Annotated in this window: 17 protein-coding genes; 15 read left to right on the top strand and 2 right to left on the bottom strand. The window is 70.9% G+C overall.

The window, feature by feature from the left end; translation table 11 throughout:
- The first annotated feature begins 192 nt into the window (after window positions 1-192).
- From tsaE to BMX29_RS13205, 9 genes are all read left to right on the top strand, one after another.
- Entirely contained in the window at window positions 193-663 is a 471-nt protein-coding gene (gene tsaE, locus BMX29_RS13165) for a tRNA (adenosine(37)-N6)-threonylcarbamoyltransferase complex ATPase subunit type 1 TsaE (RefSeq protein WP_092813527.1), read from the top strand.
- Window positions 630-1,643 (top strand): aminoglycoside phosphotransferase family protein, encoded by a 1,014-nt coding sequence (locus BMX29_RS13170; RefSeq protein ID WP_244889234.1) that lies wholly within the window; start codon window positions 630-632, stop codon window positions 1,641-1,643. The genes tsaE and BMX29_RS13170 overlap by 34 nt, the downstream gene beginning before the upstream one ends.
- On the top strand, window positions 1,628-2,305 hold the full coding sequence (locus BMX29_RS13175) for a nucleotidyltransferase family protein (protein ID WP_092813533.1): 678 nt from the start codon (window positions 1,628-1,630) through the stop codon (window positions 2,303-2,305). Before BMX29_RS13170 ends, BMX29_RS13175 begins: the two co-directional genes overlap by 16 nt.
- A complete protein-coding gene (gene addB, locus BMX29_RS13180; RefSeq protein WP_092813536.1) occupies window positions 2,305-5,280 on the top strand; it encodes a double-strand break repair protein AddB in 2,976 nt (991 codons plus the stop codon). The genes BMX29_RS13175 and addB overlap by 1 nt, the downstream gene beginning before the upstream one ends.
- Entirely contained in the window at window positions 5,277-8,642 is a 3,366-nt protein-coding gene (addA, locus tag BMX29_RS13185) for a double-strand break repair helicase AddA (RefSeq protein ID WP_092813538.1), read from the top strand. The genes addB and addA overlap by 4 nt, the downstream gene beginning before the upstream one ends.
- 86 nt (window positions 8,643-8,728) lie before the next feature.
- Window positions 8,729-9,049 carry a thioredoxin gene (gene trxA / locus BMX29_RS13190; RefSeq protein ID WP_043844226.1) on the top strand — a complete coding sequence of 107 codons (321 nt, stop codon included), beginning with the start codon at window positions 8,729-8,731 and terminating at the stop codon, window positions 9,047-9,049.
- Between the two features lie 397 nt (window positions 9,050-9,446).
- Entirely contained in the window at window positions 9,447-13,355 is a 3,909-nt protein-coding gene (locus BMX29_RS13195) for a hypothetical protein (RefSeq protein WP_092813541.1), read from the top strand.
- Window positions 13,356-13,382: 27 nt separating this feature from the next.
- The gene (gene galE, locus BMX29_RS13200) at window positions 13,383-14,513 is read left to right on the top strand and encodes a UDP-glucose 4-epimerase GalE (RefSeq protein WP_092813544.1); all 1,131 of its coding nucleotides are present in this window, start codon (window positions 13,383-13,385) and stop codon (window positions 14,511-14,513) included.
- Window positions 14,514-14,545: 32 nt separating this feature from the next.
- Window positions 14,546-15,460, top strand: coding sequence for an endo alpha-1,4 polygalactosaminidase (locus BMX29_RS13205; protein WP_139197005.1), 915 nt, complete (start codon window positions 14,546-14,548; stop codon window positions 15,458-15,460).
- Between the two features lie 91 nt (window positions 15,461-15,551).
- Here BMX29_RS13205 and BMX29_RS13210 read toward each other — a convergent pair whose 3' ends face one another.
- Together BMX29_RS13210 and BMX29_RS13215 are read right to left on the bottom strand one after the other, a co-directional pair.
- Window positions 15,552-16,805: a hypothetical protein gene (locus tag BMX29_RS13210; protein ID WP_092813550.1), complete on the bottom strand. Its 1,254-nt coding sequence runs from the start codon at window positions 16,803-16,805 to the stop codon at window positions 15,552-15,554.
- Window positions 16,802-18,634, bottom strand: a complete 1,833-nt coding sequence (locus tag BMX29_RS13215) for a hypothetical protein (protein WP_092813553.1) — start codon at window positions 18,632-18,634, stop codon at window positions 16,802-16,804. Before BMX29_RS13215 ends, BMX29_RS13210 begins: the two co-directional genes overlap by 4 nt.
- 146 nt (window positions 18,635-18,780) lie before the next feature.
- Here BMX29_RS13215 and BMX29_RS19250 point away from each other — a divergent pair, with 146 nt between their 5' ends.
- The 6 genes from BMX29_RS19250 to BMX29_RS13245 all read left to right on the top strand — a co-directional run bounded on the left by BMX29_RS19250 (window position 18,781) and on the right by BMX29_RS13245 (window position 26,020).
- On the top strand, window positions 18,781-20,217 hold the full coding sequence (locus BMX29_RS19250) for a hypothetical protein (RefSeq protein WP_092813556.1): 1,437 nt from the start codon (window positions 18,781-18,783) through the stop codon (window positions 20,215-20,217).
- Window positions 20,214-21,242: a hypothetical protein gene (locus tag BMX29_RS13225; protein WP_092813559.1), complete on the top strand. Its 1,029-nt coding sequence runs from the start codon at window positions 20,214-20,216 to the stop codon at window positions 21,240-21,242. The genes BMX29_RS19250 and BMX29_RS13225 overlap by 4 nt, the downstream gene beginning before the upstream one ends.
- The gene (locus BMX29_RS13230) at window positions 21,223-22,002 is read left to right on the top strand and encodes a hypothetical protein (protein WP_139197007.1); all 780 of its coding nucleotides are present in this window, start codon (window positions 21,223-21,225) and stop codon (window positions 22,000-22,002) included. Before BMX29_RS13225 ends, BMX29_RS13230 begins: the two co-directional genes overlap by 20 nt.
- Window positions 21,999-23,516: a GT4 family glycosyltransferase PelF gene (gene pelF, locus BMX29_RS13235; RefSeq protein ID WP_092813564.1), complete on the top strand. Its 1,518-nt coding sequence runs from the start codon at window positions 21,999-22,001 to the stop codon at window positions 23,514-23,516. The genes BMX29_RS13230 and pelF overlap by 4 nt, the downstream gene beginning before the upstream one ends.
- Window positions 23,513-24,925, top strand: coding sequence for an exopolysaccharide Pel transporter PelG (gene pelG / locus BMX29_RS13240; RefSeq protein WP_092813567.1), 1,413 nt, complete (start codon window positions 23,513-23,515; stop codon window positions 24,923-24,925). Before pelF ends, pelG begins: the two co-directional genes overlap by 4 nt.
- Before the next feature lie 324 nt (window positions 24,926-25,249).
- Window positions 25,250-26,020, top strand: coding sequence for a helix-turn-helix transcriptional regulator (locus BMX29_RS13245; RefSeq protein ID WP_092813570.1), 771 nt, complete (start codon window positions 25,250-25,252; stop codon window positions 26,018-26,020).
- Window positions 26,021-26,023 lie beyond the last annotated feature (3 nt).

The following is a 26,023-nucleotide window of genomic DNA, read 5'->3' on the forward strand; positions in this document are numbered from 1 at the left end:
CACGGCGGACCCGCGCGGGGCGACCATCGACCAATTTCGAGGAGAAGGCCCGGCCCGCCCGCTTAAGGACGTGACGAAGGTCGGCAGCACGCCCGACCACCAGGCCGCATGACCGAGGTCCAATGATCCTGACCGCAGGGCATCCGACAATGCCGGTTGCGACGCGGGCGGGCAGCGGTCATCTTCCGGCCCATGCCCGCCCGCGACTTCACCCTGACCCTGCCGGACCCTGACGCCACTGCCGACTGCGCGCGGCGGCTTGGTGCGGTGTTGCGCCCTGGCGATACGGTGCTGCTGACCGGCGGTCTCGGGGCCGGCAAGACGCATTTCGCCCGCGCCCTGATCCAGTCGCGCCTGCCGGTGCCCGAGGACGTGCCGTCGCCCACCTTCACCCTCGTGCAGGTCTACGATGCCGGCGATACCGAGATCTGGCATGCCGACCTCTATCGCCTGAGCGGACCCGACGAGGTGATCGAGCTGGGCCTGGACGCCGCTTTCGAGGACGCGATCTGCCTGGTGGAATGGCCGGACCGGCTGGGCGACATGATGCCCAAAGGCGCGCTCGACCTGGCATTCGCGCCGACCGAGGACGACGCGCGCACTCTCACGGTCCGGTGGAGCGCTGACACATGGAACGACCGGATCACCGCATGGACACGCTAGAGCCTTTCCTGTCCCGCGCCGGCTGGGCTGACGCCCGCCGCACCGCGTTGGCCGGTGATGCCTCGGCCCGCCGTTACACGCGCCTGATGCGCGAAGATGGCGCGCGCGCCATTCTCATGGTGGATCCTGGCGGCAGCGTTGCGCGGTTCGACGCGGTCGGCGCGGCACTGCGCGGCATGGGCCTTTCGGCGCCCGAGGTCTGGGCCGTGGACACCGATGCGGGCCTGATGCTGCTGGAGGATCTCGGCGACGCGGTTTTCGCGCCGCTGGCCGAGGCCGATCCGGCCCTCGAGGTCACGCTCTATGAAACCGCAGCGGACGTGCTGTCGACCCTGCATCGGCATGGCCCGCTTCCGGAACTGGAGCAAGCGACGCCGGAGCGCCTTGCCGACATGACGGACCTTGCCTTCGACTGGTATCTCGTCCGCGCCGGTGCCGCGCCCGACCCGGCCGCGAAGGCCTCGGCCCGCGCGGTGTTCGCGACCGTACTCGCGGCCCATGCGCCGGAGACCGGTGTGACGATCCTGCGTGACTACCACGCCGAGAACCTGATCTGGCTGCCCGACCGCGAAGGCGCCGCTCGCGCTGGCCTGCTGGATTTCCAGGACGCGATGGCTGGACACCCGGCCTACGACCTCGTCTCCCTGCTGCAGGATGCGCGCCGGGACGTGGGAGCAGCGGCGGCCGACGCCGCGATGGACCGCTTTCTCGACGGAAGCGATCACGATCCCGACCGTTTCGCAGCCGCTTATGCCGCGCTGGGCGCACAGCGAAATTTGCGGATCCTCGGAGTCTTCGCGCGCCTTGCCGCGACACGGGCCAAGCCGCATTACATCGACCTGATCCCGCGCGTCTGGGCCCATCTGCAGACCAACCTCGCCCATCCGGCCTGCGCGCCGCTGCGCGCGCCGTTGGCCGTGCTGCCGGACCCGACGACTGCCCTCCTGTCCCGATTGAAGGCCCCATGCCTGACGCAGTGATGATCTTTGCCGCGGGGTTCGGCACGCGCATGGGCGCGCTGACCGCAACGCGGCCCAAACCCCTGATCGAGGTCGGCGGCCGCGCGCTGCTGGACCGCACGCTCGACCTCGCGCGGGATCACGGCATGACGCGTATCGTGGTGAACGCCCATTACCGCGCCGAACAGATCGAGGCGCATCTGGCGGGCAGCGAGGTCGCCGTCTCGGTCGAGATGCCCGATATTCTCGACACCGGGGGCGGTCTTCGGGCGGCACTGCCGCTGCTGGGCGGCGGAACGGTCTTCACCTCGAACGCCGACAACGTGTGGGACGGACCGAACCCGTTCGACGTGCTGGCCGACGCGTGGCAGCCGGACCGGATGGATGCACTGCTTCTGACCGTGCCCCTGTCCCATGCTGTGGGCCGGAAGGGCGATGGCGACTTCGCCATGGCGGCGGACGGGCGACTGTCGCGCAAGGGGATGCGGGTCTATCCCGGCGTGCAGATCCTCAAGACCGAGGCGCTGGCCGACATTCCCGACCGGGTGTTTTCGCTCAACGCCGTGTGGGACCGGATCGCGGCGAGGGGTCGTCTCTTCGGCGCGCATTATCCCGGCCGCTGGTGCGACGTGGGCCATCCCGAAGGCATCGCGCTGGCCGAGGCTGTTCTGGAGGGCCGCTGATGTTTTCCACCGACCACGGACCGCGCCTCTTCGGTCTCGCCCCCGGAATCGATTTTGCCCGCGAGCTCGTCGCGGGGCTGCGCGCGCGGATGGAGGGCCAGCCGCCCGAGGCCATGGCGCGGGTCGAGCTGATCGTGAATACCGGACGGATGCGGCGTCGGATCGAGGAAGCCTTCGCCGAGGGCCCGCCGGGGTTCCTGCCGCGGATGCGGCTGCTCGACGCGCCGGTGGATCCAGTGGCCGAGGCCGACCTGCCGGCGCCGGTGTCGCCCCTCCGGAGACGGCTGGAATTGACGCGGCTGGTGTCGGGTCTTCTTGAGGCGCAGCCCGACCTCGCACCCAAGGCCGCGCTTTTCGATCTGGCCGACAGCCTCGCGGCGCTGATGGACGAGATGCAGATCGAGGGCGTGCCGCCCGAGGCGCTTTCGCGGCTCGATGTCAGTGACATGTCCGGCCACTGGGCACGCACCTTGCGGTTCCTGACCATCGTGCAAGGCTACTTCGACGCCGACAGCGCCCCGGACGCGGCTTGCCTGCAGCGCCGGATCGTGGACGCGCGGATCGCCGCGTGGCAGGCCGCTCCGCCGGATCATCCGGTCGTGGTCGCGGGCTCGACCGGCTCGCGCGGAACGACCTTGCGGCTGATGGCTGCGGTGGCGCGGCTGCCGCAAGGCGCAGTGGTGCTGCCGGGCTTCGACACCGACATGCCGCGCCACGTCTGGGACCAGCTGCTCGACGCCGAGCGGCGCACCGACCGGACGCAGCCCGGCGAGGATCATCCGCAATACCGCTTTGCCCGCCTGCTCGACGCGCTGGGCGCCGCGCCGCAGGACGTGATGCGCTGGACCGACGCCACGCCGCCCGCCCCGGCGCGCAACCGGCTGGTGTCTCTGGCACTGCGGCCCGCGCCGGTCACCGACCAGTGGCTGGAAGAGGGCCCGTCGCTTGGCCCGTTGGCCGAGGCGACCGACCGCGTGACGCTCGTCGAGGCCGCGACCCGGCGCGAAGAGGCCATGGCCATCGCTCTGCGTCTGCGGCAGGCGGCCGAGGACGGCGTGAGGGCCGCGCTCGTGACGCCGGACCGGCAGCTCAGCCGCATGGTGACCGCCGCGCTCGACCGGTGGGAGATCGTGCCGGATGACAGCGCCGGCGTGCCCGGCCACCTGAGCCCGCCCGGGCGCCTGCTGCGGCATGTCGCGGCGCTCTACCCCATCCCGCTGTCGGCCGAGGCGCTGATCGAGGTGCTGCGCCATCCACTGACGCACCGGGGCGACGACACCGCGCGACACGGTCTCTGGCGACAGGAACTGGACCTGTTCCTGCGCGGCACGCGCCGGCCGGAGGGCGCTCCGCCGGGACCGCATCCGTTTCCCGATGCCGAGGTGCTGCGCGCCTGGGGCGTGGCGGTGGGGGCCGAGGCCTGGGCCGGCTGGATCGTGGACACGTTCTGCCAGCCTCCCGTCGCGGGCCTGCGCCCTCTCGAGGACTGGGTGGCCGACCACGTCGCGCGCACGGAAGCCGTTGTGGCCGGCACCGCAGCCGACGATCCGTCTGAGCTCTGGGCCGAGGAGGCCGGCCGCACGCTGCGCGCCGCGGTCGATGCGCTGGCCCGCGAGGCCGACGCGGGCGCACCGCTGGATGCGCGCACCTATTCCGAGCTGTTCACCGGTATCCTGCAACGCGCAGAAGTGCGCCGCACCGAGGACGCGCACCCGCTGATCCGCATCTGGGGCACGCTCGAAGCCCGCGCGATGGGGGCCGATCTGATGATCCTCGGCGGACTGAACGACGGCAGCTGGCCCGAAATTCCCGCCGCCGACCCGTGGCTGAACCGCCGTATGCGAGCCGATACCGGCCTGTTGCTGCCCGAGCGCCGGATCGGGCTCTCGGCGCACGACTTCCAGCAGGCGGTGGCCGGCTCCGAGGCGTGGCTGACCCGCGCGCAGACTGCCGACGAAGCCGAGACTGTGCCCTCGCGCTGGGTGAACCGGCTCGCGAACCTGATGCGGGGTCTGGGCGCACAGGGCGGTCCCGAGGCGCTGGAGGCGATGCAGGCGCGTGGCGCGCGCTGGCTCGACATGGCCCGCGCGCTGGAAGAGCCGATCGCGACCCGTCCCGCGCCGCGTCCGTCGCCGGTGCCGCCGGTGGACGCGCGTCCGAAGAAGCTGAGCGTCACGCGGATCAAGACGCTGCTGCGCGATCCTTATGCCATTTACGCCCAGTCGGTCCTGCGGCTGCGCCCACTCGACCCGCTGCAACGCCCGCCCGATGCGCTGCTGCGCGGGATCGCGCTGCACGGCGTGGTCGAGCGGTTCGTCTCCGAGACGGTGGACACGCTTGAGGCGCTGACGCCGGAACGTCTCATGGCGGCCGCCGAAGCGGGGCTGGCCGAGGTGCCGTTCCCGGCGATCCGGCGGCTCTGGGCCGCGCGGCTGGCGCGGGTGTCGCGGGGCTTCGTGACCGACGAGGCCGAACGCCGCCGCCGCGCGCAGCCGCATCCCGACCGGCTGGAGGTCAAGGGCCGCGTGGACCTGCAAGGTCAGCCGTTCACCCTGACCGGTACCGCCGACCGTATCGATATCGACGAGCGGGGCGGGGCGTGGGTCTATGACTACAAGACGGGTGCGCCCCCGACGCAGAAGCAGGAGAGGCACTTCGACAAGCAGTTGCTGCTCGAGGCCGCGATGCTGATGCGCGGAGCCTTCCCCGATCTCGCGCCGCGCCACGTGGCGGGGCTGGTCTATATCGGGCTGGGCTCCAAGGCCGGGGAGGCCGCGCTCGACCTCGACGAGGTCTCGCCCGAGCAGATCTGGGACGAGTTCGCCCGGCTGATCGCCGCCATGCGCGCCGAGGACCACGGCTTCACCGCCCGGCGCGCCATGGAAGAGGACAGCCACGGCGGCGACTACGACCACCTGTCGCGTCTCGGCGAATGGGAGGTCACCGACACACCCGAAACGGAGCGCGTGGAATGAGGGACGCGGCGACCCAGAGACAGGTGGACGCGGCCGCGCCCGGCTCCTCCACGTGGCTGTCGGCCAATGCCGGCTCGGGCAAGACGCGGGTGCTGACCGACCGGGTGGCGCGGCTGCTTCTGGAGGGTGTGGCGCCCGAGAACGTGCTGTGCCTGACCTACACCAAGGCCGCCGCGAACGAGATGCAGAACCGGCTGTTCCGGCGGCTCGGGGCCTGGGCGATGCTGGCCGAGGACGACCTGCGCGCCGAGCTGCGCGAACTGGGGGCCGAGGGCACGCTCGACCGCGTGGCGCTGCAGAAGGCCCGAACGCTCTTTGCCCGCGCGATCGAGACGCCGGGCGGCCTGAGGATCCAGACGATCCACTCGTTCTGCGCGTCGATCCTGCGGCGCTTTCCGCTGGAGGCGGGGGTCAGCCCGCAGTTTCGCGAGGTCGAGGACCGCGCTGCCGCGCGGCTGCGCGCCGAGATCCTCGACCACATGGCCGAAGGCGCCGAGGCGCCGCTGGTCGAGGGACTGGCCTCGCACTTCACCGGCGGGGACGACGACATCGACGACCTGCTGCAGGCCATCGTCGGGCGACGTCACGCCTTCCTGCCGCCGCGCCCGCCGCACGAGGTGCGTGCGCCCTACGACCTGCCCGACGGCTACGACGCCGAGGACCTGCACGCGGAGGTATTCCTTGGCGGCGAGACCGAGCTGCTGGCGCGGCTTGCCACCGCCATGGGGCACAGCGACAAGAAGACCGATCTCACCCAGGCCGCGCAGCTTTCGGGTCTGGTCGCGGGCGTGGACGCGCTTCCTGTGCTGGAAAAGGTCTTTCTGACCGGCTCGGGCGCGAAGGAGCCGTTCACCGCCAAGATCGGCGCCGTGCCCACGAAGAGCTTCCAGAAGAAGGCTGGGATCGACGACATCCTGCCCCGGGTCGACGACCTGATGCGGCGGGTCGAGGCCGCACGGCCGTTGCGGCTTTCCCTCGCCGGGGCCGAGCGCGACGTGGCCCTGCACCGCTTCGCCGCGGCATTCCTGACCCGCTACGACGCCGCCAAAGAGGCGCGCGGATGGCTCGATTTCGACGACCTGATCGAGAAGACGCGCATCCTGCTGGCCGAGAAGGCCGTGGCGGACTGGGTGCTCTACCGGCTCGACGGCGGCATCGACCATATCCTCGTGGACGAGGCGCAGGACACCTCGCCGGTGCAGTGGAAGGTGATCGAACGGCTCGCGCAGGAGTTCACCGCCGGCTCGGGTGCGCGGGACGAGACCCGGCGCACGATCTTCGTCGTGGGTGACAAGAAGCAGTCGATCTACTCGTTCCAGGGTGCCGATCCCGCCGAGTTCGACCGGATGCGCGAGGAGTTCGGCCAGCGTCTCGACGCGCTGGGCGCGCCGCTTGCCCGGATGACGCTGGCGCATTCGTTCCGCTCGGCCGCGCCGATCCTGCGGGCGGTGGACGCGACATTCGAAGGGCGCGAAGACAGCGGATTCTCTCCGGACGAGACCCACATCGCGTTCCATGACCGGATGCCCGGCCGCGTGGACCTCTGGCCGCTGGTGCCAAAGGCCGAGGCGGGCGAGCTGTCGCCATGGTTCGAACCAGTGGACCGGATCGGTGAGGCGCATCACGACAAGGTCCTGGCCGCCCGGGTGGCCGAGGCGATCGAGCGGATGATCGGCACCGAAACCCTGCCGGAACGCGCGAAGGACGGCAGCTTCGTCGCCCGTCCCGTGCGGCCAGACGACATCCTGATCCTCGTGCGGGGGCGTGGGCAGACCTTCCGCGAGGTGATCCGCGCCTGCAAGGCGCGTGGTCTGCCGATGGCGGGGGCCGACCGGCTCAAGCTCATGGCGGAACTGGCGGTGAAGGACCTCGTGGCGACGCTGTCCTTCCTCGCCCAGCAGGAGGACGGACTGTCGCTGGCGGCTGCCTTGCGCTCTCCGCTCTTCGGGTTGTCCGAGGCCGACCTCTTTCGCATCGCTCACCCTCGCAAGGGCGGGCTGTGGGAAGCCCTGCGCGATGCCGAGGCGGACCATCCCCACGCGGTGGCGATGCTGCGGGACCTGCGGGCGCAGACAGACTACCTCCGGCCGTTCGAGCTGATCGAGCGGATCCTGACCCGTCACGAGGGCCGCCGCCGCCTGATCGGGCGGCTCGGGGCCGAGGCCGAGGACGGGATCGAGGCGCTGCTGTCGCAGGCGCTGGTCTATGAAGAAGGTTCCGTGCCGTCGCTGACCGGGTTTCTGCAGTGGATGCAGACCGGCGAACTGGAGATCAAGCGCAGCGGCGATGCCGGGGGCGGGCGCATCCGGGTGATGACCGCGCACGGCGCCAAGGGGCTCGAGGCGCCCATCGTGATCCTGCCCGATTGCCGGCCGCCGCAGTCGCGGGTGCGCGACCCCCTCCTACGGGCCGGTGACCGCGCGCTGTGGAAGATGAGCGGCGACAAGCCCGCGGTGCAGACCGACGCCGAGGACGCGCACAAGGCGCGCGACGCCGCCGAGCGTGACCGTCTGCTCTACGTCGCCATGACGCGGGCCGAACGCTGGCTGATCGTGGCGGCGGCTGGCGATCTGAAGTCCGCGGGCGAAGACTGGTACACCAAGGTCCGAACCGGGCTCGAACGCACCGACGCCGTGCCCCATGTCTTCGATTTCGGGGAGGCCGGGCAGGGCGAGGGGCTCCGGCTGGGCGACGACTGGTCGGGGCTTGAGCACGTGTCCGAGCCCGCGAAGGTCCACGTTCCGACGGTCCTGCCCGAGGCCCCCCGCGCGCCTCCGCCGGCGCCCGCGGTGCCCGTGGCGGTGCGGTCGCCCTCGGACCTTGGCGGGGCCAAGGCCCTGCCCGGCGCCGTCGGTGAGGACACGACCGAGGCCAAGGATCGCGGCACCGCGCTGCATCGGTTGCTCGAGGCGCTGCCACTGCGTCCACGCGACGGCTGGGCCCGCGACGCCGTTCGGCTCGTGCCCGACCGAGACGATGTGCCCGACCTGCTCGCCGAGGCGGCGGCGGTGATCGACCATCCCGACTGCGCGGCCCTGTTCCGGGGCGACGCGCTGGTCGAGGTGCCGCTGACCGCCGAGGTGCCGGTGGTGGGCCGGCTGACCGGCACGGTGGACCGGCTGATCCTCGGTGACGGCATCGTGACTGCCGTGGACTTCAAGTCGAACCGGACGGTGCCGGAAGATCCGGATGCTGTGCCCGAGGGGCTTTTGCGGCAGATGGGGGCCTACGACGCGATGCTGCGCTCGATCTATCCCGACCGGGAGGTGCGCGTGGCACTTCTGTGGACCGCGCGTCCGGGTGTCATGACCCTGCCGCATGACCGGGTCGCGGCCGCGCTGGGACGGACGCCGCCTCCTTGACGCGACGCGGGGCCGTCCATAGCTTCGCCATCCGACGAACATCCCACGCGGGCCGCGGGCCCGCGCCCTCGATCAGGAGCTTCGACATGTCCACCGTAGCCGTCACCGACGCCACCTTCGATGAAGAGGTGAAAGGCGCCGACGTTCCCGTCGTCGTCGATTTCTGGGCCGAATGGTGCGGCCCGTGCAAGCAGATCGGCCCCGCGCTCGAAGAGCTCGCCGAGGAATACGGCGGCAAGATCAAGGTCGCGAAGGTCGACGTGGATCAGAACCCCGACACCGCGGCCGCCATGGGCGTGCGCGGCATCCCGGCACTGTTCATCTTCAAGGATGGTCAGGTCGTGTCGAACCGCGCCGGTGCGGCGCCGAAGGCCGCACTGAAGGGCTGGATCGACGAGTCGATCTGATCGGGTCCGTCATGGCGAACCCAACGAAAACGGGGCGTGCGGGCATCACCGCGCGCCCCGTTTTTCGTTCCGCCGCCTGTGTTCGCCCTGCCTGCCGACGGCCACGAGACCATGCCGCACCGGCGCTGCCCGGAAAGTGGTGACACGCCGCGCGGCGGACCGGGAATGAGGCAAAAGAGCGGCTCGCATTTGCTCGGCCAGCCCCTCCGACAGGCTGAGAACTTCACTCCAAAGGATGAAGCCTTCCTCCCAAATGCGCCTTTTGATGGCGGGTTTGTGGCGGAATTGCGCCCTCTGAGCAATTGCGCGCCACGGTTCATCTGCCGGATATACTCATCAGTCGCTCCGCGTTTCCTGCGTGTGGCGGCGGACGGGTTCTCGGTGTGGAGTGAACGCAATGCCGGCGCAGATCGGATCGAAGACAGTCGACGGAAGTCTCTCTGACTGGGATGGCGTGTCGCCGCTTTTCCGGTCTGCCGATCCCGGTCAGTTCGCCCTCTGGGGCGAGACCGATGACGCCGGCGCGATCCTCGCGGTGGGGGGCAGCCTTCCCGTGGGCGGGACCACGACCTTCTGGCTCGACACCGACCTGAACCCCGCCACGGGCTACCGGATCTGGGGCTTCGCCGGCGGCGCCGAATACAATGTCGAAATCGGCGCGGACGGCTCTGCCACGCTCTATTCCGGGGGGCCGGGCCAGACGTTCGTGGCCGACCTCGAGGTCGCCCGCAGCGCCGACAAGACCGCGCTCGAGATTGCGCTGCCGCGCGATGTCCTGCCCTTCGGTACCCAGCTTCGGGTCCTGGCGGACGTCAACAACACGGTCTTTCTGCCCAACGACTATTCCAACATCTCGCTGATCGCCGGCCCGGCCGACATTGCGCCGGTGCCGCCGGTCGCCGCGGGAGAAATCACGCTCGACGGCGACCTCGGTGACTGGGCTGGGACTGATCCGTTGTTCACCGCGGCGGGCGGCGAGACCATCCGCGGCACGGTCTCGGGCGGCAGCCTCGCCATCGCGCTCGAGGCGCCCGTCCGCATCGGCGGCAGCACCACGGTGTGGCTCGACACCGATCTCGACCGGGGCACCGGCTTCCAGATCTTCGGCTTTACCGGCGGTGCCGAATACAACGTCGAGATCGCCTCGGACGGCAGCGCGGCGCTCTATACCGGCGGGGCGGGGCAGACCTTCGTCGCCGATCTGGACGTGCGCATGAACGCCGACGGCACCGTGGCCGAGATCGCGGTGCCCACCGGTCTGGCGGGGATCGGCGACGCGGTTCGGTTTTATGCCGACATCAACAACCAGGTGTTCCTGCCGAACGACTTCGCGAACGTCGACCTCGTCGCAGGCACCGTGAGTGCGCCCGAGCAGCCGACCGGTCCGGTGCCGTTCGGGACCTACACCATCGATGGCGCCATCGGCGACTTCGGAGCGGACGAACTGCTCTTCACCGCCGGGAACGGCGCGCGTCTCTACGGTGACGTGATCGCCGAGGGTGGCGTGTTCGCGGTCAGCGCGCCGGGCGGTGTCGGCGCGACGACGACGATCTGGCTAGACACCGATCTCGACCGGGCCACCGGCTACCAGGTGTTCGGCTCCACCGTGGGTGCGGAATACAATATCGAGATCGGTGCCGACGGCAGCGCCGCGCTTTACCAGGGCGGCGCGGGCCAGACGCTGGTCGCGCCGCTGGATGCGCGCTCGAGCGCGGACGGCACCACCATCGAGGTCGCCCTGCCGCGCGGGCTGGCCGCGCTGGGCGACGAGGTGCGCGTCTTTGCCGACGTCAATAACCAGACGTTCCTGCCGGGCGACTACGCGACCGGCAACCTGATCGCGGGCACCCCGGCGCTGCCGGCGACCGCGCCGGACCTGCGCGTCGGTATCGTCTATTCCGAGACCACCGCGCAGAACTGGTTCAACCTGACGAACTACGGCCAGCTGGTCATGTCGGCGCAGAACCAGGCCATGCAGGCGGGAATCCCGTTCGACCTGCTCGGAGAGGCGGACCTGACCGACGCGGCGAAACTCGCCCAGTACGACGCGCTGGTCTTTCCCGGCTTCGCCAACGTACCGGCGGCCGACGTGGACGCCATCGCCCGCGCGCTCGACATCGCGGCACGCGCCGGGACCGGACTGATCGCGGCCGGCAACTTCATGACCAACGACGAGACCGGCGCGGCCCTCCCGGGCAATTCCTATGCCCGGATGCAGGCGCTGCTGGGTGTCACGCTCGACGGGTTCGGCACCACGCAGGGCATCGACGTGATCGCGCGCGGCGGCGCCAACCCGATCCTCGACGACTACGTCGCAGGAGCGACCGTCGACAGCTACGAGACCCTGACCGCCTACCAGCATTTCCGCGACGTGACCGGCTCGGGCGAGGTCCTGTTCGATCAGCGCGCGACGCTGAACGGCGTGACCACTACCGAGGAGGCCGCGATCGCCACCACGGTCAACGGTGGCCGCAACGTGCATTTCGCGACCGACGCGGTGATCGGCAATTCCAACATCCTGCACGAGGCCATCGACTGGGTGGCCAAGGACGACGCCGGCACCGCCGACGTGGGCCTCAGCCTGTCGCGCAACGAGTCGCTGTTCTACTCGCGCAACGACATGGACCTGTCGCAGGAATACTACGACGTGGTGGTCCAGAACCCTGGCGTCTACGACGTTCTGCTTCCCATCCTCGAGGACTGGAAGGCGCGCTACGACTTCGTCGGGTCCTACTACGTGAACGTGGGGGCCAACCCGCCGGACCTGCAGACCGACTGGACGATCTCGCGACCCTACTACCAGCGTCTGCTGGACATGGGGAACGAGATCGGCAGCCACAGCTACACCCACCCCGACGACACCAACCTGCTGATGCCGGACAACGCCGCGATCCTCGACCTCGCCGCGCGGGTGGTGCCGGGCGCCGCGGGCTCGGTGCTGCCGTGGCAGCTGACGGTGGTCGAACAGGCGCTTCTGGCCAATTCGTTCCGCTTCCAGTTCGAGACCTCGAAGCTGATGATCGAGCAGCAGCTCGGCATCGACGTAACCGGTGCCGCGGTTCCGGGCGCGCCCGAGAGCCTCGCGACCTCGCGCGAAATCATCCGCTTCTACGACTACATGTCGGGCGGATACGCGGGCGAGGGCGCCGGTTATCCCGGTGCGTTCGGCTACCTGACGCCGGACCTGCAGGATTCGGTCTACCTCGCGCCGAACATGTCCTTCGACTTCTCGCTGATCCAGTTCCAGAACCGCACGCCAGCCGAGGCGCTGGCGATCTGGAACGCCGAGTTCACCGACATCGTCACCAACGGCGAGACGCCGATCGTCGCCTTCCCGTGGCACGACTACGGACCGACCGAGTGGAGCTTCGACAACCAGGCCTCGCAATACACCTACGCCATGTTCGAGGAGTTCATCGCCCGTGCCGACGCCGCCGGCACAGAGTTCGTCACCGGCGAGGACCTCGCGCAGCGGATCGCGACGTTCGAGGACAGTGCCCTCACCGTCAGCCGCGCGGGCGACGTCATCACCGCGACGGTGGACGCCGCCGGGCCGGCCACGGGCCGCTTCGCCCTGAACGTGGGCGAGCAGGTCTCCTCGGTCGCCAATTGGTATGCCTGGGACGGCGAGAAGGTCTTCCTCGACCGTGACGGCGGCACCTTCGAGATCGCGGTGGGCGAACCCGTCGCCGACGTCACCCGCCTGTCGGCGCTGCCCGACCGGGCCGAGCTGATTTCGGTTTCGGGCGACGGCCGGGCGCTGCGTGCCACCTTCGAAGGCGCGGGCACAGCGAGCATCCAGCTCGGACCGGACTGGGGCCGCGACAACGTGGTGATCCGCGGCGTCGACGGCGGCACCAACTGGACCGGCACCGGGCTCGACGTGATCCTGACCGGGGCGACGACATCGCTGTCGGTGGACTACGTGGGCAAGAACACCCGCGGCACCTCCGCCGCCGAGGTGATGATCGGCGGATCCGAGGGCGATCTCCTCGCCGGCCGTGGCGGCGCCGACGTGATGGTGGGCGGCGCGGGCGCGGACGACTTCGTCTTCCGTCCCGGCACGCGCGGCGCCACGGTGCTCGACTTCGAGCCGAACAGCGACGACCTGATCTTCGAATACAGTCTCTATTCCGGCTACCACCCGTGGATACGCGAGATCGACCTGGTGAACTCTTTTGTCGATTATGACGGCGGCACCCGGTTGATGGCGGGCAACGACGTGGTGCTGACGCTCGAAGGCGTCTCCCGCGCCCAGCTCGATACGCTGGACGTCGACATCGACTTCACCTTCTTCCTTTCCTGACCGCACAGAATGACGGGGACCCCGACGATGAAGGGACGTATTCTCGCGACCGGCGGCGCCGGCTACATTGGATCGCACACCTGCGTGGAGCTGCTGAGGGCCGGCCACTCGGTGGTGATCCTCGACAACTTCGAGAACTCCGACCGCGAGGTCGCGGCGCGGATACCCGCCATCGCGCCCGGTGACGTGCGCCTTGTCGAGGGGGACGTGCGCGACGCCCTTCTCGTGGCCGACGTGCTGACCCAGCACGACTGCGACGCCGTGATCCACTTTGCCGGCAAGAAGGCGGTGGGCGAGTCCGTGGCCGACCCGTTGCTGTACTACCACGACAACCTCTCGGGCGCGGTGTCCGTGCTGTCGGCGATGCGCTCGGTCGGCTGCGACAGGCTGGTGTTCTCCTCGTCGGCGACGGTCTACGGTGCCGCCAAGGTGCTGCCGATCCCCGAGACGGCGCCGACCTCGATCTCGAACCCCTACGGGCGCACGAAGCTGATGACCGAAGAGATCATCGACGACACCGCCGCCGCGATGCCGGACTTCCGGGCGCTGTCGCTGCGCTATTTCAACCCGGTTGGCGCCCATCCCTCGGCCCTGATCGGGGAGAACCCGCGCGGCGTGCCGAACAACCTCTTTCCCTACATCGCACAGACCGCGGCCGGGCTGCGCGACGCGGTGCAGGTCTACGGCTCTGACTACGACACGGCGGACGGTACCGGCAGCCGCGACTATATCCACGTGGTCGACCTCGCCCGCGGCCATGTCGCCGCGGTCGAGCATCTGCTGTCGGACGGCGCGAACGTGCTGCCGCACCGGCGGGTGAACCTCGGAACGGGAACCGGCGCCACCGTGCTGCAGGTGATCCGGGCCTTCTCCGAAGCCTGCGGCTTCGATGTGCCCTACCGCCTCGTGCCCCGGCGTCCGGGCGATGCCGCGGCGTCGCTTGCGGATCCGTCGCTGGCCCGGTCGCTCTTCGGCTGGACCCCGTCGTTCGGGCTGGCCGAGATGTGCCGGGACCACTGGCGGTTCCAGTCGGCCGCGACGGCACAGCGCGACGTCGGGCTTCTCGGCCTCGTGGCCGCGCAGAACCGCCGCTTCGGCCGCGCGGTCGAGGACCTGGCCGGGCTACGCCCGATCAACCTCGGCGGCGCGCTGGTGTGATCCGGGCGGCGCGGTTCGTGGGGGCGGCGCTCATGACGCTTGGGGCGACGGCCGCCTCGGCGGAGTGCGATGGCGGACGCGCCACCCGCATTGCCGCCGCGCTCGAGGACGGCTTCGGCGTGCAGTACTGGGGCGAGGGCTACGACGCCGACACGCTCGCCGCCGCGCCGCACGGTCTGCTGATCGTGGAGGCCGCGCGCATAGGAGCGCCCGACAGTGCCGATGGACACGAGGTCCTCTTCACGCCCGACGAGATGCGCCGGATCAACCATGACGGGGCGCGCCCGGTTCTGGTCTATCTCAACCTGACCGAGGTCGAGCCTTGGCGTGACTACTGGCCGGGCGATGGTTCGACACCCGTCTGGGTCGGCCCGGAGACCGCGTCAGGCGACAAGCTTGCCGCGTTCTGGCGCCCCGAGTGGGAGGCGCTCCTGCGCGACCGTGTGCGCCGTTTGCTGGCGACGTGGGCCAACGGGCTGTTCCTCGACGATGCGCTGAACTACTTCGCCGCCGGCAGCATGGCGCCCGGTGGCTCCGGCGCGCCCGCCGATGTGCCCGGTGCCGCGCGGACTCTGATGGCGCTGGTGCAGTCCGTGGCGTCGGAAGCCCGAAAGATCGACTGCGACGCCCTGATCGTGATGAACAACGGCGTGTTCCTCGGCCGCGACGCCGGTCCGGCCTCCGCGGGAGCGTTCCGTGCGGTCACGGACGCGGTAGACGGTATCCTGGTGGAGGACGCGCTGGGCGGCGCCGACCATCCCGATCTTCATGCCGCGCTGACCGAGGACTGGAGCGTCGCGGGCGTGCCGATCCTGACGATCGACTACGCCGGGGCGGACGCCGCCGCTGCGCTGGCGGACCGTGCCCGGCGCCGTGGCTATCGACCCTATATCGCGCCGAACGGCGCCTTTTCACAGCTTTTCCCGTCGCGTCCGCTTACGCCGTAGCGACTGCGGATCCGGTGGGATGCGCGGTCGTCGAGCCCGCCGCGTCGTTCACCTTCGACTCCTCGGCGCCGTGCCCAGCGACCGCCCAGGCTTACCCGTCGAACATCGCCGCGACGGCGGGATCGCGGGCGGCCATGGCGCGCAACCGTTCCAGATAGCCCGTCCCGTCGAGATCCTCGGCCACGATCCGCCAGAGCGCGGGATCCGCGCCGTTCCGCGCGGCGCGCTCCAAGGCCGCGAAGGCGCGGTCCGGGCGTTGGCGCCAGGCGGCCCAGGCGGCGTCCACCAGGGGTGCTTCGGACAGCCGCGCCTCTGTCAGGAGCGCGCGCCACGGGAGGAGGCCCTGCGCGCCGTCGTAGCGCACGAAGGGAAGCAGTGCGGCGGCAGGTGCGGTATCGGGCGCGCGGCGCAGAAGGCTTTCGAGCGCGCCCAGATCCCCGCTCCGCTCGGCATAGGCCGTGACCGCGCGCCACGTCGAAGCGTCAGGGGCGCCGCGCGCCTCCAGCCACGGTCGCAAGAGCGGTCGGGCCGCGCCGTATGCCCCGGCCTCGGCCAGCGCGGTGACAAGGATCGCGCGCGCGGCGGGGCGACGTGCGATGACCTCGGCGGCGACGGGCGCGGCCCTCTGCGGAACGAGAGCAAGCCCTGATGCGAGGCTGCGCGCCAAGACGGCGGCGTCCGAGCGGCCCAGCCAAGCCTCTGCTGCCGCGATCAGAACGGAGTCTCGTCCGGAAGTCAGCGCCAGAGCGGTCGCCCGTTCGACCAGGGCCGGGCTCTCGGGTCCGCCAAGCGCGGCCGCGGCCACGGCGTCGTCCAACGCGCTTTCGGCATCCAGCTGCGCCAGGAGATCGACCCGACGCAGGCGTTCGGCACCCGAGAGCTCGACGAGCGGGGTGGCCGTCAGCAACAGACGCTCGGCCTCGGTGTCGCCAGCGCGCCGGAGCAGCAGCCCGAGCCGGGCGCGCACCTCGGGGTCCGACGCGAGCGCGTGGGCGTTCGCGAGTTTGCCGGCCGCGGCGGCGGTGTCTCCACGGCGAAGGGCCAGATCCGCGCGCGCAACGGGGATCGCGGCAGCTTCAGGCGTGCGATCGGCCAGTTGGGCAAGCAGGGTGTCGGCGCGCAGCGTGTCGCCGGCCTCGGCGGCGAGTGCTGCCTGTCGGAAGGCGAGTTGTGGCGCCAACGGTCCGTCCATCGCATCCAGACGCGCAAGCGCCTCGGCCGGAGGCAGCGCCGCAATGTCGGCCTCGGTGCCGAGGTTCGGATCCGGGCGCAGCCACAGTGCCGCCGCACCGAACGCCAGCGTCAGCGCGCCGAGCGCCAGAAGGACCTCTCTCCATCGGATCATTCAGCACACCCGGCGTCGATTTCGAGCGTCACCGGGGCCGCCCGGCTGTCCGGCACATCGACCTGCCAGCCGTTCTCGTCCCGCTCCATTGGAACCGGTGCGCCGTCGATCCGGGCCCGTGGTGCCTCGCCTGCTATGGACCACCGCGTGGATCCCGGTGCCGAGCCGGAGATCGTAACGACTACGGCGCAGGCGGTGCGGCGCAGGTCGGACAGCCGCGGCCCGGCCTCGATCAAGGAGATGTCGCCGGGGGTGAAACGCGCGGCTGCGCTGTCCCGGCTCTCCGCGAGGGAGATCACCGCCCCAGTGGACGCCGGGTCCAGTGCCAGGAACAGCGACGCGCCGAAGCGACGTGCGCCCAGAACACCGGTGCTGTCGGAAAGATCGAGCGCCAGGGTCCCCGCGTCATCGATGCGCAGCGTCCCCGGGCCGCCCGGTCGGGTCACGCGCCAGCGCAGGGGTCCTTCGGGAAGGATCCGGGTATCGCGCGTGGTCTGGAGCCATTCGCCGTAGGAGGTCGCGTCCATCGGCGTCCGCTCGGGTCCGGTCGTCTGCGCCAGTGCCGAAGAGGCGCCCGAGCGCCCGGGAAAGGTCAGAAAGTCCGACGCCCTCACCAGCAGAACGTCCGGCGCGACGGGCGTGGGCGCGGCGGTATCGGTCACCGTAGCGGCCCGGGTGTGCAGCCCGGTCGGATCGGCGAAGCCCGGGGGACCGGCGAGAGGGCGCACCTCGAGAGCATCGAGGCGGGGCGGGGCGTCCCACGGCGTTGTTGCCGGGCTGCCGACCCGTAGGCGGGGCGTGTCGGGATCGCCGAGCCAACCGCCCTCGGACAATGGCAGGGTCCAGACGCCGGGCAAAGCCGACAGCGTGCCGGCGGCCTCCTGCGCCGCCGAGCCGGCGGGGCCGTCCGCCTGCAGCGCGCCGGGCGCCGGCCACGCGAAGCTCAGCGGGGCTCCGTTGGCCGCGGCAGCCCAGTCGGCGGCGAGGTCATGCGCCGGCTGGCCGAGCGAGGACAGCCCCGTGGCTGCGCCGCGCCGCGTCCAGCCGTCGGGGTCGAGAATGGCCAGCCCGATGCGGCGTCCCTGCGCCACGGACAGGTCCGGAACCGGATGCGGTCCCGCTGGCGCCAGGCGCGAGAACAGCGAGTCCGGATCAGCCAGCCACAGAAGGGCGCCGCGCCCGTCCGCCGCGCGCACGATACGGTCCGACACCCAAGTCCGGGTCCCCGTCTCGAACCCCAGTGCGCGGGGCAGGCCGTCCGGTCCGCGCAGGGTGGCGAGGGGTGTGGCCCCAGGTGGCAGGCGCGGGGCATCGACCGGTCCGGGCGGCACCGAGAGCGGCGCGTCCGCACCCAGCCAGCGGGCCTGCACGGTCAGGCTGCGTGCCGCGCCGTCGTGTAGGATCGTCGCGCGGCGGCCGTCCGTGCCCAACCGCTGCCACAAAGCCGGACCGCCGGCATCGCCCAGGACCAGCGTCGGCAGCGCCGCGCCGCACGCGGCCTCGTTCGCGTTCATCCATTCGGCCAATACGTCCGGACGTGGCACCGGTCCGTCGAACCAGCTGAGAACGCCCGCGATCCGGGTCATGTCTAGGTCATCGGGCAAGGATGCCGCCGCATCGATATACAACGGTGTGAGACCCAGCCGCGCCAGCGTCGGGCCGGCCAGCGTTGCGATGCGTCCCGCGGCGGGGTCGGGCTCGGCCCTGCGGTCGACCAGCGCGATCACATGGTCGGGCAATGCATCGGCCCCGTCGCAGAGCGCGAGCGCGGCTCCGGGCAGGGTCACCATCGCGGCCAGCAGCCCGAGGCACAGCCGAAAGAGCGGCATATCTACACCTTTCGGATGATGCGTCGGGAGCGGCTCCTCCGAACGCGCACCCTATGGAGGATTGTGAAAAATTTGGGGCAATAATAGGGTGCCAAGCGTTCATTGCGAAGGCCGTGGGGGCGAGTCTTCGGATCGAAAGGAATGCCATGCTTGGCGCAACGCTGTCCAAGGCCGCCGTGGGTCTCATCGCGCTTCTCGCCATCGTCGGCGCGGAGAAGCTGCCGATGCTCGCCGGAACGATGCCCGCGGGCGCGCAGCCCGTGGTCAGGCCGGCGGCGCCCGCCACGACGCAGGCCACGGGGCCCGAACGACTTGCCTTCGCCGGTGCAGTGTCGCCGCGTGTGACATCGGACGCTCTTCCCCGTCAGCCGGGGCTTTTCGGATCTGCTACAGCGCGCTGCGAGGACGGGGCGGCAGAGGCCGACCGCGCGCGGATCGGAGACCGCATCGCCCTGCGGGTCTTCGAGGATGCGGCCGACGGCGCCGAGCGGTTCGAGCGACGCGACCTTTCGGGCACATTCCCGGTCGAGGCCGGCGGCGACATCGCCATGCCGGGTCTCGGGCGCATCGCCGCGATCGGCCAGCCTCTGGCCTGCCTCGAAGGACCGGTCTCGGCGGCGCTGGGCGACGAGATGGGCCTGTCGGCCACCGTCACCGCCTCCTTCGCGGCGCGTCCGCCGGTTCTCGTGCAGGGCGCCGTGATCGCGCCGGGCAGCTACGACTACACGCCGGGCCTGACCGTGAGCGCGGTAATCGCCAAGGCCGGGGCCAGCTCGGGCGGGGCCGCGGACACCGCGTTGCGTCGTACGCTGGCCGCGCGTCGCGACGAGCTGCGGGCGCTGCGGGCGGGCCTGGTTCTGGAACATGCGCGGCTGGCGGCGCAGCGGGCGGGTGCGCCGGACCTCGCGCTCGACCCCACCGACCGGCGCGCCCTGACCGAGCGTCTCGGCGCCGACCGTATCGAGGGCGAGGAGGCGGTTCTGCGCGCCGCCCTCGGCTCTCGCGAGATCCGGGCCGAGCGCGACGCGGCGGCCCGTGACGACCTCGACAGCGCGCTGGCCCTCGCCATCGACCGCCGCGACCTGATGCGGGCGCGCCTCGCCGACCTGACCGCCGAGCGGGACCTCCTGGAGGACGCGCTTGGCACCGACTGCCGCGGGCGCTGTAGTTCCCAGCGGACATTCGACGAGTTGCGGCTCGACTCGCTCAACGGGCGCCTGGCCGACCTCGAGCTGACCGTGCAGGATGCCGAGACCCGGGTGATCGAGGCCCGTCAGGCCCGGGACCGGCACGAGCGGGTCGTCGCGCTGGACCACTCCGAGGCAGACCGGACGCTCGCCCTGTCGGTGGCGGAGGCGCTGGCCGATCGCAACGCGCTGGACGCGCAGATCGCGGCGGTGAACGCGCAGCTGGCCGATCTCGGCGGCGCGCCGGGCGACCGCAGCGTTATCGTCGAGCGCCGCTCGGGGCTGCGGACCGAGACCATCGCGGGCACGCCGGACCTGCCGCTCCTGCCCGGCGACCTCGTGACCGTATCGCAGAACGTGGCCGACGCGAGCGTCGCCGGGACGGCGCAGCGATGAGCGCGGTAGGACACGACGGACCAACCTCCGCGCTGCGCCGCGGGACCGCACGCGACGACCTCATGCGCGGCGTGGTGGGCGCGGTGGTCCTGCTGCTGCTGCTCGCCGCGGCCGAGCGCTTCCTTTTCGCGCCGGGCTTCTACGACACGCTTACCCTTCACCCGTTCTGGATCGTCATCCTGATCGCCGCGCTCCAGCACGGCACCGCCGTCGGCTGCGCCGCGGTGGCGATGGCGACGGTGCTGATGGGTTGGCCGGACCGGCTCGTAGGCGAGGATGCCGCCGTCTATGCCGCGCGGGCCGCGGTTCTGCCCTTGCAGTGGCTCGTTGTCGCCCTGATCGTCGGGCTCTATCGTCAGAAACAGATCGTCGAGACCGAGACCCTGCGCGCCGACGCGGCGCGGCTCGAGGGGATGACCGACAGTCTCGCGGCGGAGGTGGAGCGCATGGATGACATGATCGTCTCGCTCGAGCGCGAGGCTGCGGCCCGCCCGGCTGCCGATCCGGCCCCGGCGCCCGTGCCGACGGCTAAAGGCGCGCTGCTGCGCCGGGCGTTGCCCGAACTGTCGGCCCTGGCCGGTGCGCGCGGCGACGAACTGCCAGCCACGTTCGAGGCTGCGGCCAGGGCGCTTCTTGACGGTCCGGTGGCCTTGGTCGCCCGCGATCCCGCCGATGGCACGCTGCTTCTGGGCGACGGCGATGCGCTGGGAGACGATGCCGAGACCGCCGCCATGGCGCTGCGCGCTGCCGCAGAGGATGTCACGGGGGCGACCGTGACGCTGTCCGCCGCCGGTCTTCCGGGCGGCGGTGCTGTCCGACTGGCCGAGCGGGCCGCGACGGTCGAGGCCGGACTGACCGCAATGGTCGTGTTCCGGGCCGTGGACGCAGCCGCCGCCGATGCTGCCGCCGACCGCGTGGAGATCCTGGCCGAGATGGCGCGGATCTCCATCGACCGGCTGAGTCGCGACCTGGGCCTCGGTGCGGATGATGCGGGCAAGGCGCGCCGTGACCGGCGCCGCCGGTGATCCGGTCCTCCGGCGCGCATTCGTCGCGGGCGGCCTGACGGCCGCCGGCGTGGCGAGCGTGGCGCTGGCGGTCTTCGGACCCAGCCTCTGGGCGGCGCTGCTCTGCCATGTCCTCGCGACCTTCCTGTGCCTGCCTGTCCTGTGGCGCGACCGCCCTGCGATGGCGCTTGTCGCGGGAGCGTCCCTCACGCTCGGGCCCTTGGCGGGGCCGGTCCTACTGATCGCCCTGACCGGGCCGGGCCGGGCGCTCGCCGCTCCGGGACCGGAGGCCGATGACCTGCCCGCCGGTCCCGACCAATCCCGCGCCGACCGAATCTGCGCCGAGATCGCGGAGGGCCGCCGGCCCCGCCCCGACGCCGCGCCGGTGCCCGCGCTGGCCGAGATCTTCGTGTCGGGGAGCCTCGCCGACCAGCAGACTGCGCTTGCGGCGATGGTGCGCGACTACGCGCCCGCGCTTCGGCCGGCCCTCGACAGGGCGCTGGCCTCGGACATTCCGGCTGTTCGGGTGCAGGCGGCGGCGGTCTTTGCCCACCTGCGCGACGGCTACGCCGCGCGGGCGCGGGCGCTGACACATGGCACCACGGGCCTGACCGGAGAGGCCCACTCGGCCGAGCTGGCGGTGGTGCGAGGCTCGGGCTTCGTCGATCCCGCCGCGCTCGATGGCGTCGTCACCCCGGCAGAGCCCGAGACCCACACCCGGCATGAAAACGGCGGCACCGGTTCCGGGCGCCGTCGCGCGGTCCGGAGCGCCCCGGCATGAGCTCGGCCATTGAAGCCCCGCAGGCGGATGTCTGCATCGTCGTCGAGGGCTGTTATCCCTTCGTCGCGGGCGGGGTGTCCTCGTGGCTCGACTGGCTGATCCGCACCCAGCCAGAAACCACGTTCTCGGTCGTCGCCCTGACCGCCGACGCGCAACCACGGGACCTGAAATACGAGTTGCCGGACAATGTTGTCGGGCTGCAGACGCTGCCGTTGTCGCCACCGTCGCGCCGGCCCCGGCCCGGCAGGCCCGAGATCGACGGCGACGCCTATGGCGAGGCCCTCACGCGGCTCTGGTCAAAGGGAGATCCGCAGGCGTTCGACGAACTGGCCGACCTCGCCCGCCGCCCAGTGCGCCGCCGGCACTTCGGCCTCGGCACCCCGGCGCGCAGGCCGGATCACGCCGACCTCGTGTCTTCCGGCCCGGCCTGGACCGCAATCGAGACCTGCGCGCGGGCGCTGGCCCCCGAGGCGCCCCTGTCGGACGTGTTCTGGGCGTGGCGTACGCTTGTGGGCGGGCTCATGTCCGTTCTGACGGCGCCGGTTCCGAAGGCCAGGGTCTATCACGCGATCTCGACCGGTTACGCGGGCCTCTATGCCGCCCGCGCCGCGCGCGAGACCGGCGGCCGGGCCGCGATCACTGAGCACGGCATCTACACCAACGAACGGCGAATCGACCTGGTGATGGCGGGCTGGCTGTCGGACAGGGTCCACAAGGGGTTTCGCCTCGACGACACCCGGCGCGAGGTGCGCGACCTCTGGACCCATATGTTCGAGGGGTTCGCCCGCGTCGCCTACGCTCGGACGGACCGGATCACCACGCTCTACGGCGCCAACCAGACCTTCCAGCGCGCGTTGGGCGCCGAGGAGGACCGGCTATCGGTCATTCCCAACGGCATCGCCTTGCAGAAATTCGAGGGGCTGACCCCGGTCACCGGCAAGCCCCGGCCCGTGGTGGGGCTGATCGGCCGGGTTGTGCCGATCAAGGATATAGAGGCCTGCATCCGCGCCGCCGCCGTGGTGCGCGACGCGGTGCCGGATGTGGAATGGCTCATCATCGGCCCGACCGAGGAGGACGAGGACTATTTCGCCGCCTGCCAGCGCCGTGTCGTGGAACTGAAGCTCGAGGATACGGTGCGTTTTACCGGGCGGATGAACATCTTCGACATCCTGCCCAGCCTCGACGTCATGCTGCTGACCTCGATCAGCGAAGCGCAGCCTCTGGTCCTGCTCGAAGCCGGGGCGGCGCGCATTCCGTGCGTCGCAACCGACGTGGGCTCGTGCCGCGAAATCCTCGAAGGTCCGCCCGGCGAGGACCCACCATTGGGACGGGGCGGCTTCGTGGCGCCGCCGATGGATCCGGACGCGCTGGGCGCGGCGGTTCTGAAGTTGCTGGAGGATCCCGAGCTGCGCCGGTCCTGCGGTGAGACATTGCGTGCACGGGTCGAGGCCGGCTTCACCTCCGAGGCCTCGGCGGCCCGTTACGCCGCGCTTTATCGTGAGCTCGCGGCATGAGCGCGGCGAGCCTGATCCGGCAGGTCGCGCGGCAGACCGACTGGTGGTTCGACGGACCGCTTCTGTCGCCCCTGCGCCAGATCGGGGCCGGACTTCTGGTGGCGGCGGGGCCGTGGATCCTCGCGATTGTCACGTTGACCCTGATCGGCGCCGCGACCGAGCCGCGTCTTGGCGCCGTGGTGCTCGAGGACATGCGCCTCGCCATCGTCTACGCCTTCATGCTGGGGCCCATCGTCGCCGCGCCTGCCGGTGTGATCGCCGCGCGCGCGGTGACCGACGCCGTCGGGACCGATGCCGAGGTTCCGGTGGGGGCCATTCTCATGATCGCCGCCGGAATCGCAGGCATAGGAGCAGAGGCGCTGGCCGCGACGGTTGCGCTGATCTTCGGGCTGACCGATCCCGGCCTCGCGCTGGCCTTCGCGGTGCTGACCGCGGTGTCGGCCATGATGTGGACCGCGTTCCCGGTCCTGACCGCATGTCGCGCCCGGTACCGCCTGATCGTCGCTTTCGCGGTGGGCATGGCAGCGGCGCTCGGGCTGTCGCTGGCCGTGGCGGGAATCGCACGGTCGGGGGCGGACGTGGTGTGGTGCTTCACCACGGGAATCGCGCTGTGCTTCGCGCTGTGCGTGGTGCCGCTCGACCCCGCCGCGCTGACCCCCGCGGCCCTGCGTGACGCTGCCCGCCGCCTTGGCGGCGCTGGACGGTCGGCCTGGCCGCTGGCGCTGGGCGCAAGCCTCGCCATCGCGGGCGTCTGGGCGGACAAGTGGGTGGCGTGGGCGTGGGCCGGGGGACAGGTCTCGGCCGCAGGCTTCCGGCACCTGCCGGCCTACGACAGCGCGCTGTTCCTCGCGCAGCTTTCGGTTTTGCCGGGCCTTGCGGCCATCGCCATGTTCTACGAGGGGCCCGTCCGCGCGGCGATGGCACGGTTCCGGTCCGAACTTACGCGGGGAACATCCCTGTCCGGGGCAGAGCGTGCGGTGGGGGTCGTCGCGGCCCGGCTCTGGACCGGGCTGTGGCGGATCACGGTGGCGCAGGCGGCGCTGAGTGCGGCCCTGATCCTCGCCTCGCCGGCGCTTGCGGCGGCGGGGGGGCTCCGGCTCGACCAGTTGCTGCTGCTGCGCACGGGGATCGCCGGGGCGTTCCTGCACATGATCCTGCTGGCTGCGTCGGGGGTGCTGATCCTTGCCAACCGCAAGGCGGCCTTCGCCGCGGTCCAGGCGGCGTTCCTCGGGTTCAACCTCGCCCTCAGTGCGGCGCTGGTGGCAGGGGGGCACCTGTCTGCCCTCGGCTTCGCGGGGGCGGCGGCACTGGCGGCCGCGCTGACGGTCGTTCTCGCGATGCAAACAGTGGGGGAATTGCTCAGGCATGTCTTTCTAAGTGGAAACGATGGCCTGTTCAGGTCAGACTAGGCGAATGGCCCCGGCGAATCGATCTGGGTCAAACTCTGCATTTGATGAATAAACCTTTGGTTTAGTGATCTGCGGCCATGCTTATTAATTGGTGCGTTTTTAAGTATTTAGTTGTTTCGAGTTTTGAAAATTGTACGCAAAGGTTGCGCGATGCGACTTTCGAGCCCCTTCGGAATTGAATTCCGTCGCGGGCCTCATCCCTTTGTGCTAGAGACTCCATAAAATGATACAGCGTCCGCACTGAACCGGACGCGCCCGTTTTTCCCGCCGCGCACGAGGGCTGCCACCTCTCGCGCAGGCCGTCTGCCACCTGGGTTTAAAGCCATGACCGAGACTGTCCTGTCGATCGCCCTGATCGACCCCCTTCCGCTGCGCCGTGCCGCCTTCGCCGCGATGCTGGCCACCTGGGCCCCGCGCTCCGGCGTCGGGCTCGTGTCCGGCGCGGATCTCGATGCGGTCGGGTGCGAGGAGACCGGGACCCGGCCGAACCTCGTTCTGGTGAACCTCGGTGGATTGCCGTTGTCTAGCCCCGAGGGACGAGAGCGGGTGGCGGCGATGGCCAAGGCCCATGACGGGGCGCTCGCGGTGATCGTCGATACGCTCAGCCCGGCCTGCGTCGCCGTGGCGTTCGATCTCGGCCTGCGTGGCGCGATCCGCACCTCCGAGACCCCCGAGGTGGTGTTCGCGGCTCTTACCTTCATCGCGGCGGGTGGGTGCTACATCCCGCACGCGCGCGACACTGTGCAGGATCCGCGCACCATGTCCTACCTGCCGCAGGGCATCGACGAGGCGACCGGGCCCGACCACGCCGAGGACGAAATCGGGGACAACTCCGATCACGACCTGACCCCGCGCCAGTACGACGTCCTGGCGGCGCTGGCCGAGGGAGCGTCCAACAAGGAGATCGCGCGGACGCTCGATCTCTCGGAGGCGACGGTCAAAAGCCACATCCGGCAGGTCATGCGCAAGCTGAAGGCGCAGAACCGGACGCAGGCGGCGCTTCTGGCGCGGGACCTGCGGCGTCAGACCCGCTCGCGCGCCTTCCTGCCGCCGTCGCAGGGGCAGGGTTCCCGCGAAGCCGTGGTCGTGAAGTGACGC

Origin of the sequence: Roseivivax marinus, from assembly GCF_900109705.1 — a bacterium.
In the GTDB taxonomy this organism is placed as follows: Bacteria; Pseudomonadota; Alphaproteobacteria; order Rhodobacterales; family Rhodobacteraceae; genus Roseivivax; species Roseivivax marinus.

What these genes read in the sequence shown, in the direction of transcription:
- tsaE (WP_092813527.1), top strand. Translation starts at nt 193, where the DNA reads ATGCCCGCCCGCGACTTCACCCTGACCCTGCCGGACCCTGACGCCACT.
- BMX29_RS13170 (WP_244889234.1), top strand. Translation starts at nt 630, where the DNA reads ATGGAACGACCGGATCACCGCATGGACACGCTAGAGCCTTTCCTGTCC.
- BMX29_RS13175 (WP_092813533.1), top strand. Translation starts at nt 1,628, where the DNA reads ATGCCTGACGCAGTGATGATCTTTGCCGCGGGGTTCGGCACGCGCATG.
- addB (WP_092813536.1), top strand. Translation starts at nt 2,305, where the DNA reads ATGTTTTCCACCGACCACGGACCGCGCCTCTTCGGTCTCGCCCCCGGA.
- addA (WP_092813538.1), top strand. Translation starts at nt 5,277, where the DNA reads ATGAGGGACGCGGCGACCCAGAGACAGGTGGACGCGGCCGCGCCCGGC.
- trxA (WP_043844226.1), top strand. Translation starts at nt 8,729, where the DNA reads ATGTCCACCGTAGCCGTCACCGACGCCACCTTCGATGAAGAGGTGAAA.
- BMX29_RS13195 (WP_092813541.1), top strand. Translation starts at nt 9,447, where the DNA reads ATGCCGGCGCAGATCGGATCGAAGACAGTCGACGGAAGTCTCTCTGAC.
- galE (WP_092813544.1), top strand. Translation starts at nt 13,383, where the DNA reads ATGAAGGGACGTATTCTCGCGACCGGCGGCGCCGGCTACATTGGATCG.
- BMX29_RS13205 (WP_139197005.1), top strand. Translation starts at nt 14,546, where the DNA reads ATGACGCTTGGGGCGACGGCCGCCTCGGCGGAGTGCGATGGCGGACGC.
- BMX29_RS13210 (WP_092813550.1), bottom strand. Translation starts at nt 16,805, where the DNA reads ATGATCCGATGGAGAGAGGTCCTTCTGGCGCTCGGCGCGCTGACGCTG.
- BMX29_RS13215 (WP_092813553.1), bottom strand. Translation starts at nt 18,634, where the DNA reads ATGCCGCTCTTTCGGCTGTGCCTCGGGCTGCTGGCCGCGATGGTGACC.
- BMX29_RS19250 (WP_092813556.1), top strand. Translation starts at nt 18,781, where the DNA reads ATGCTTGGCGCAACGCTGTCCAAGGCCGCCGTGGGTCTCATCGCGCTT.
- BMX29_RS13225 (WP_092813559.1), top strand. Translation starts at nt 20,214, where the DNA reads ATGAGCGCGGTAGGACACGACGGACCAACCTCCGCGCTGCGCCGCGGG.
- pelF (WP_092813564.1), top strand. Translation starts at nt 21,999, where the DNA reads ATGAGCTCGGCCATTGAAGCCCCGCAGGCGGATGTCTGCATCGTCGTC.
- pelG (WP_092813567.1), top strand. Translation starts at nt 23,513, where the DNA reads ATGAGCGCGGCGAGCCTGATCCGGCAGGTCGCGCGGCAGACCGACTGG.
- BMX29_RS13245 (WP_092813570.1), top strand. Translation starts at nt 25,250, where the DNA reads ATGACCGAGACTGTCCTGTCGATCGCCCTGATCGACCCCCTTCCGCTG.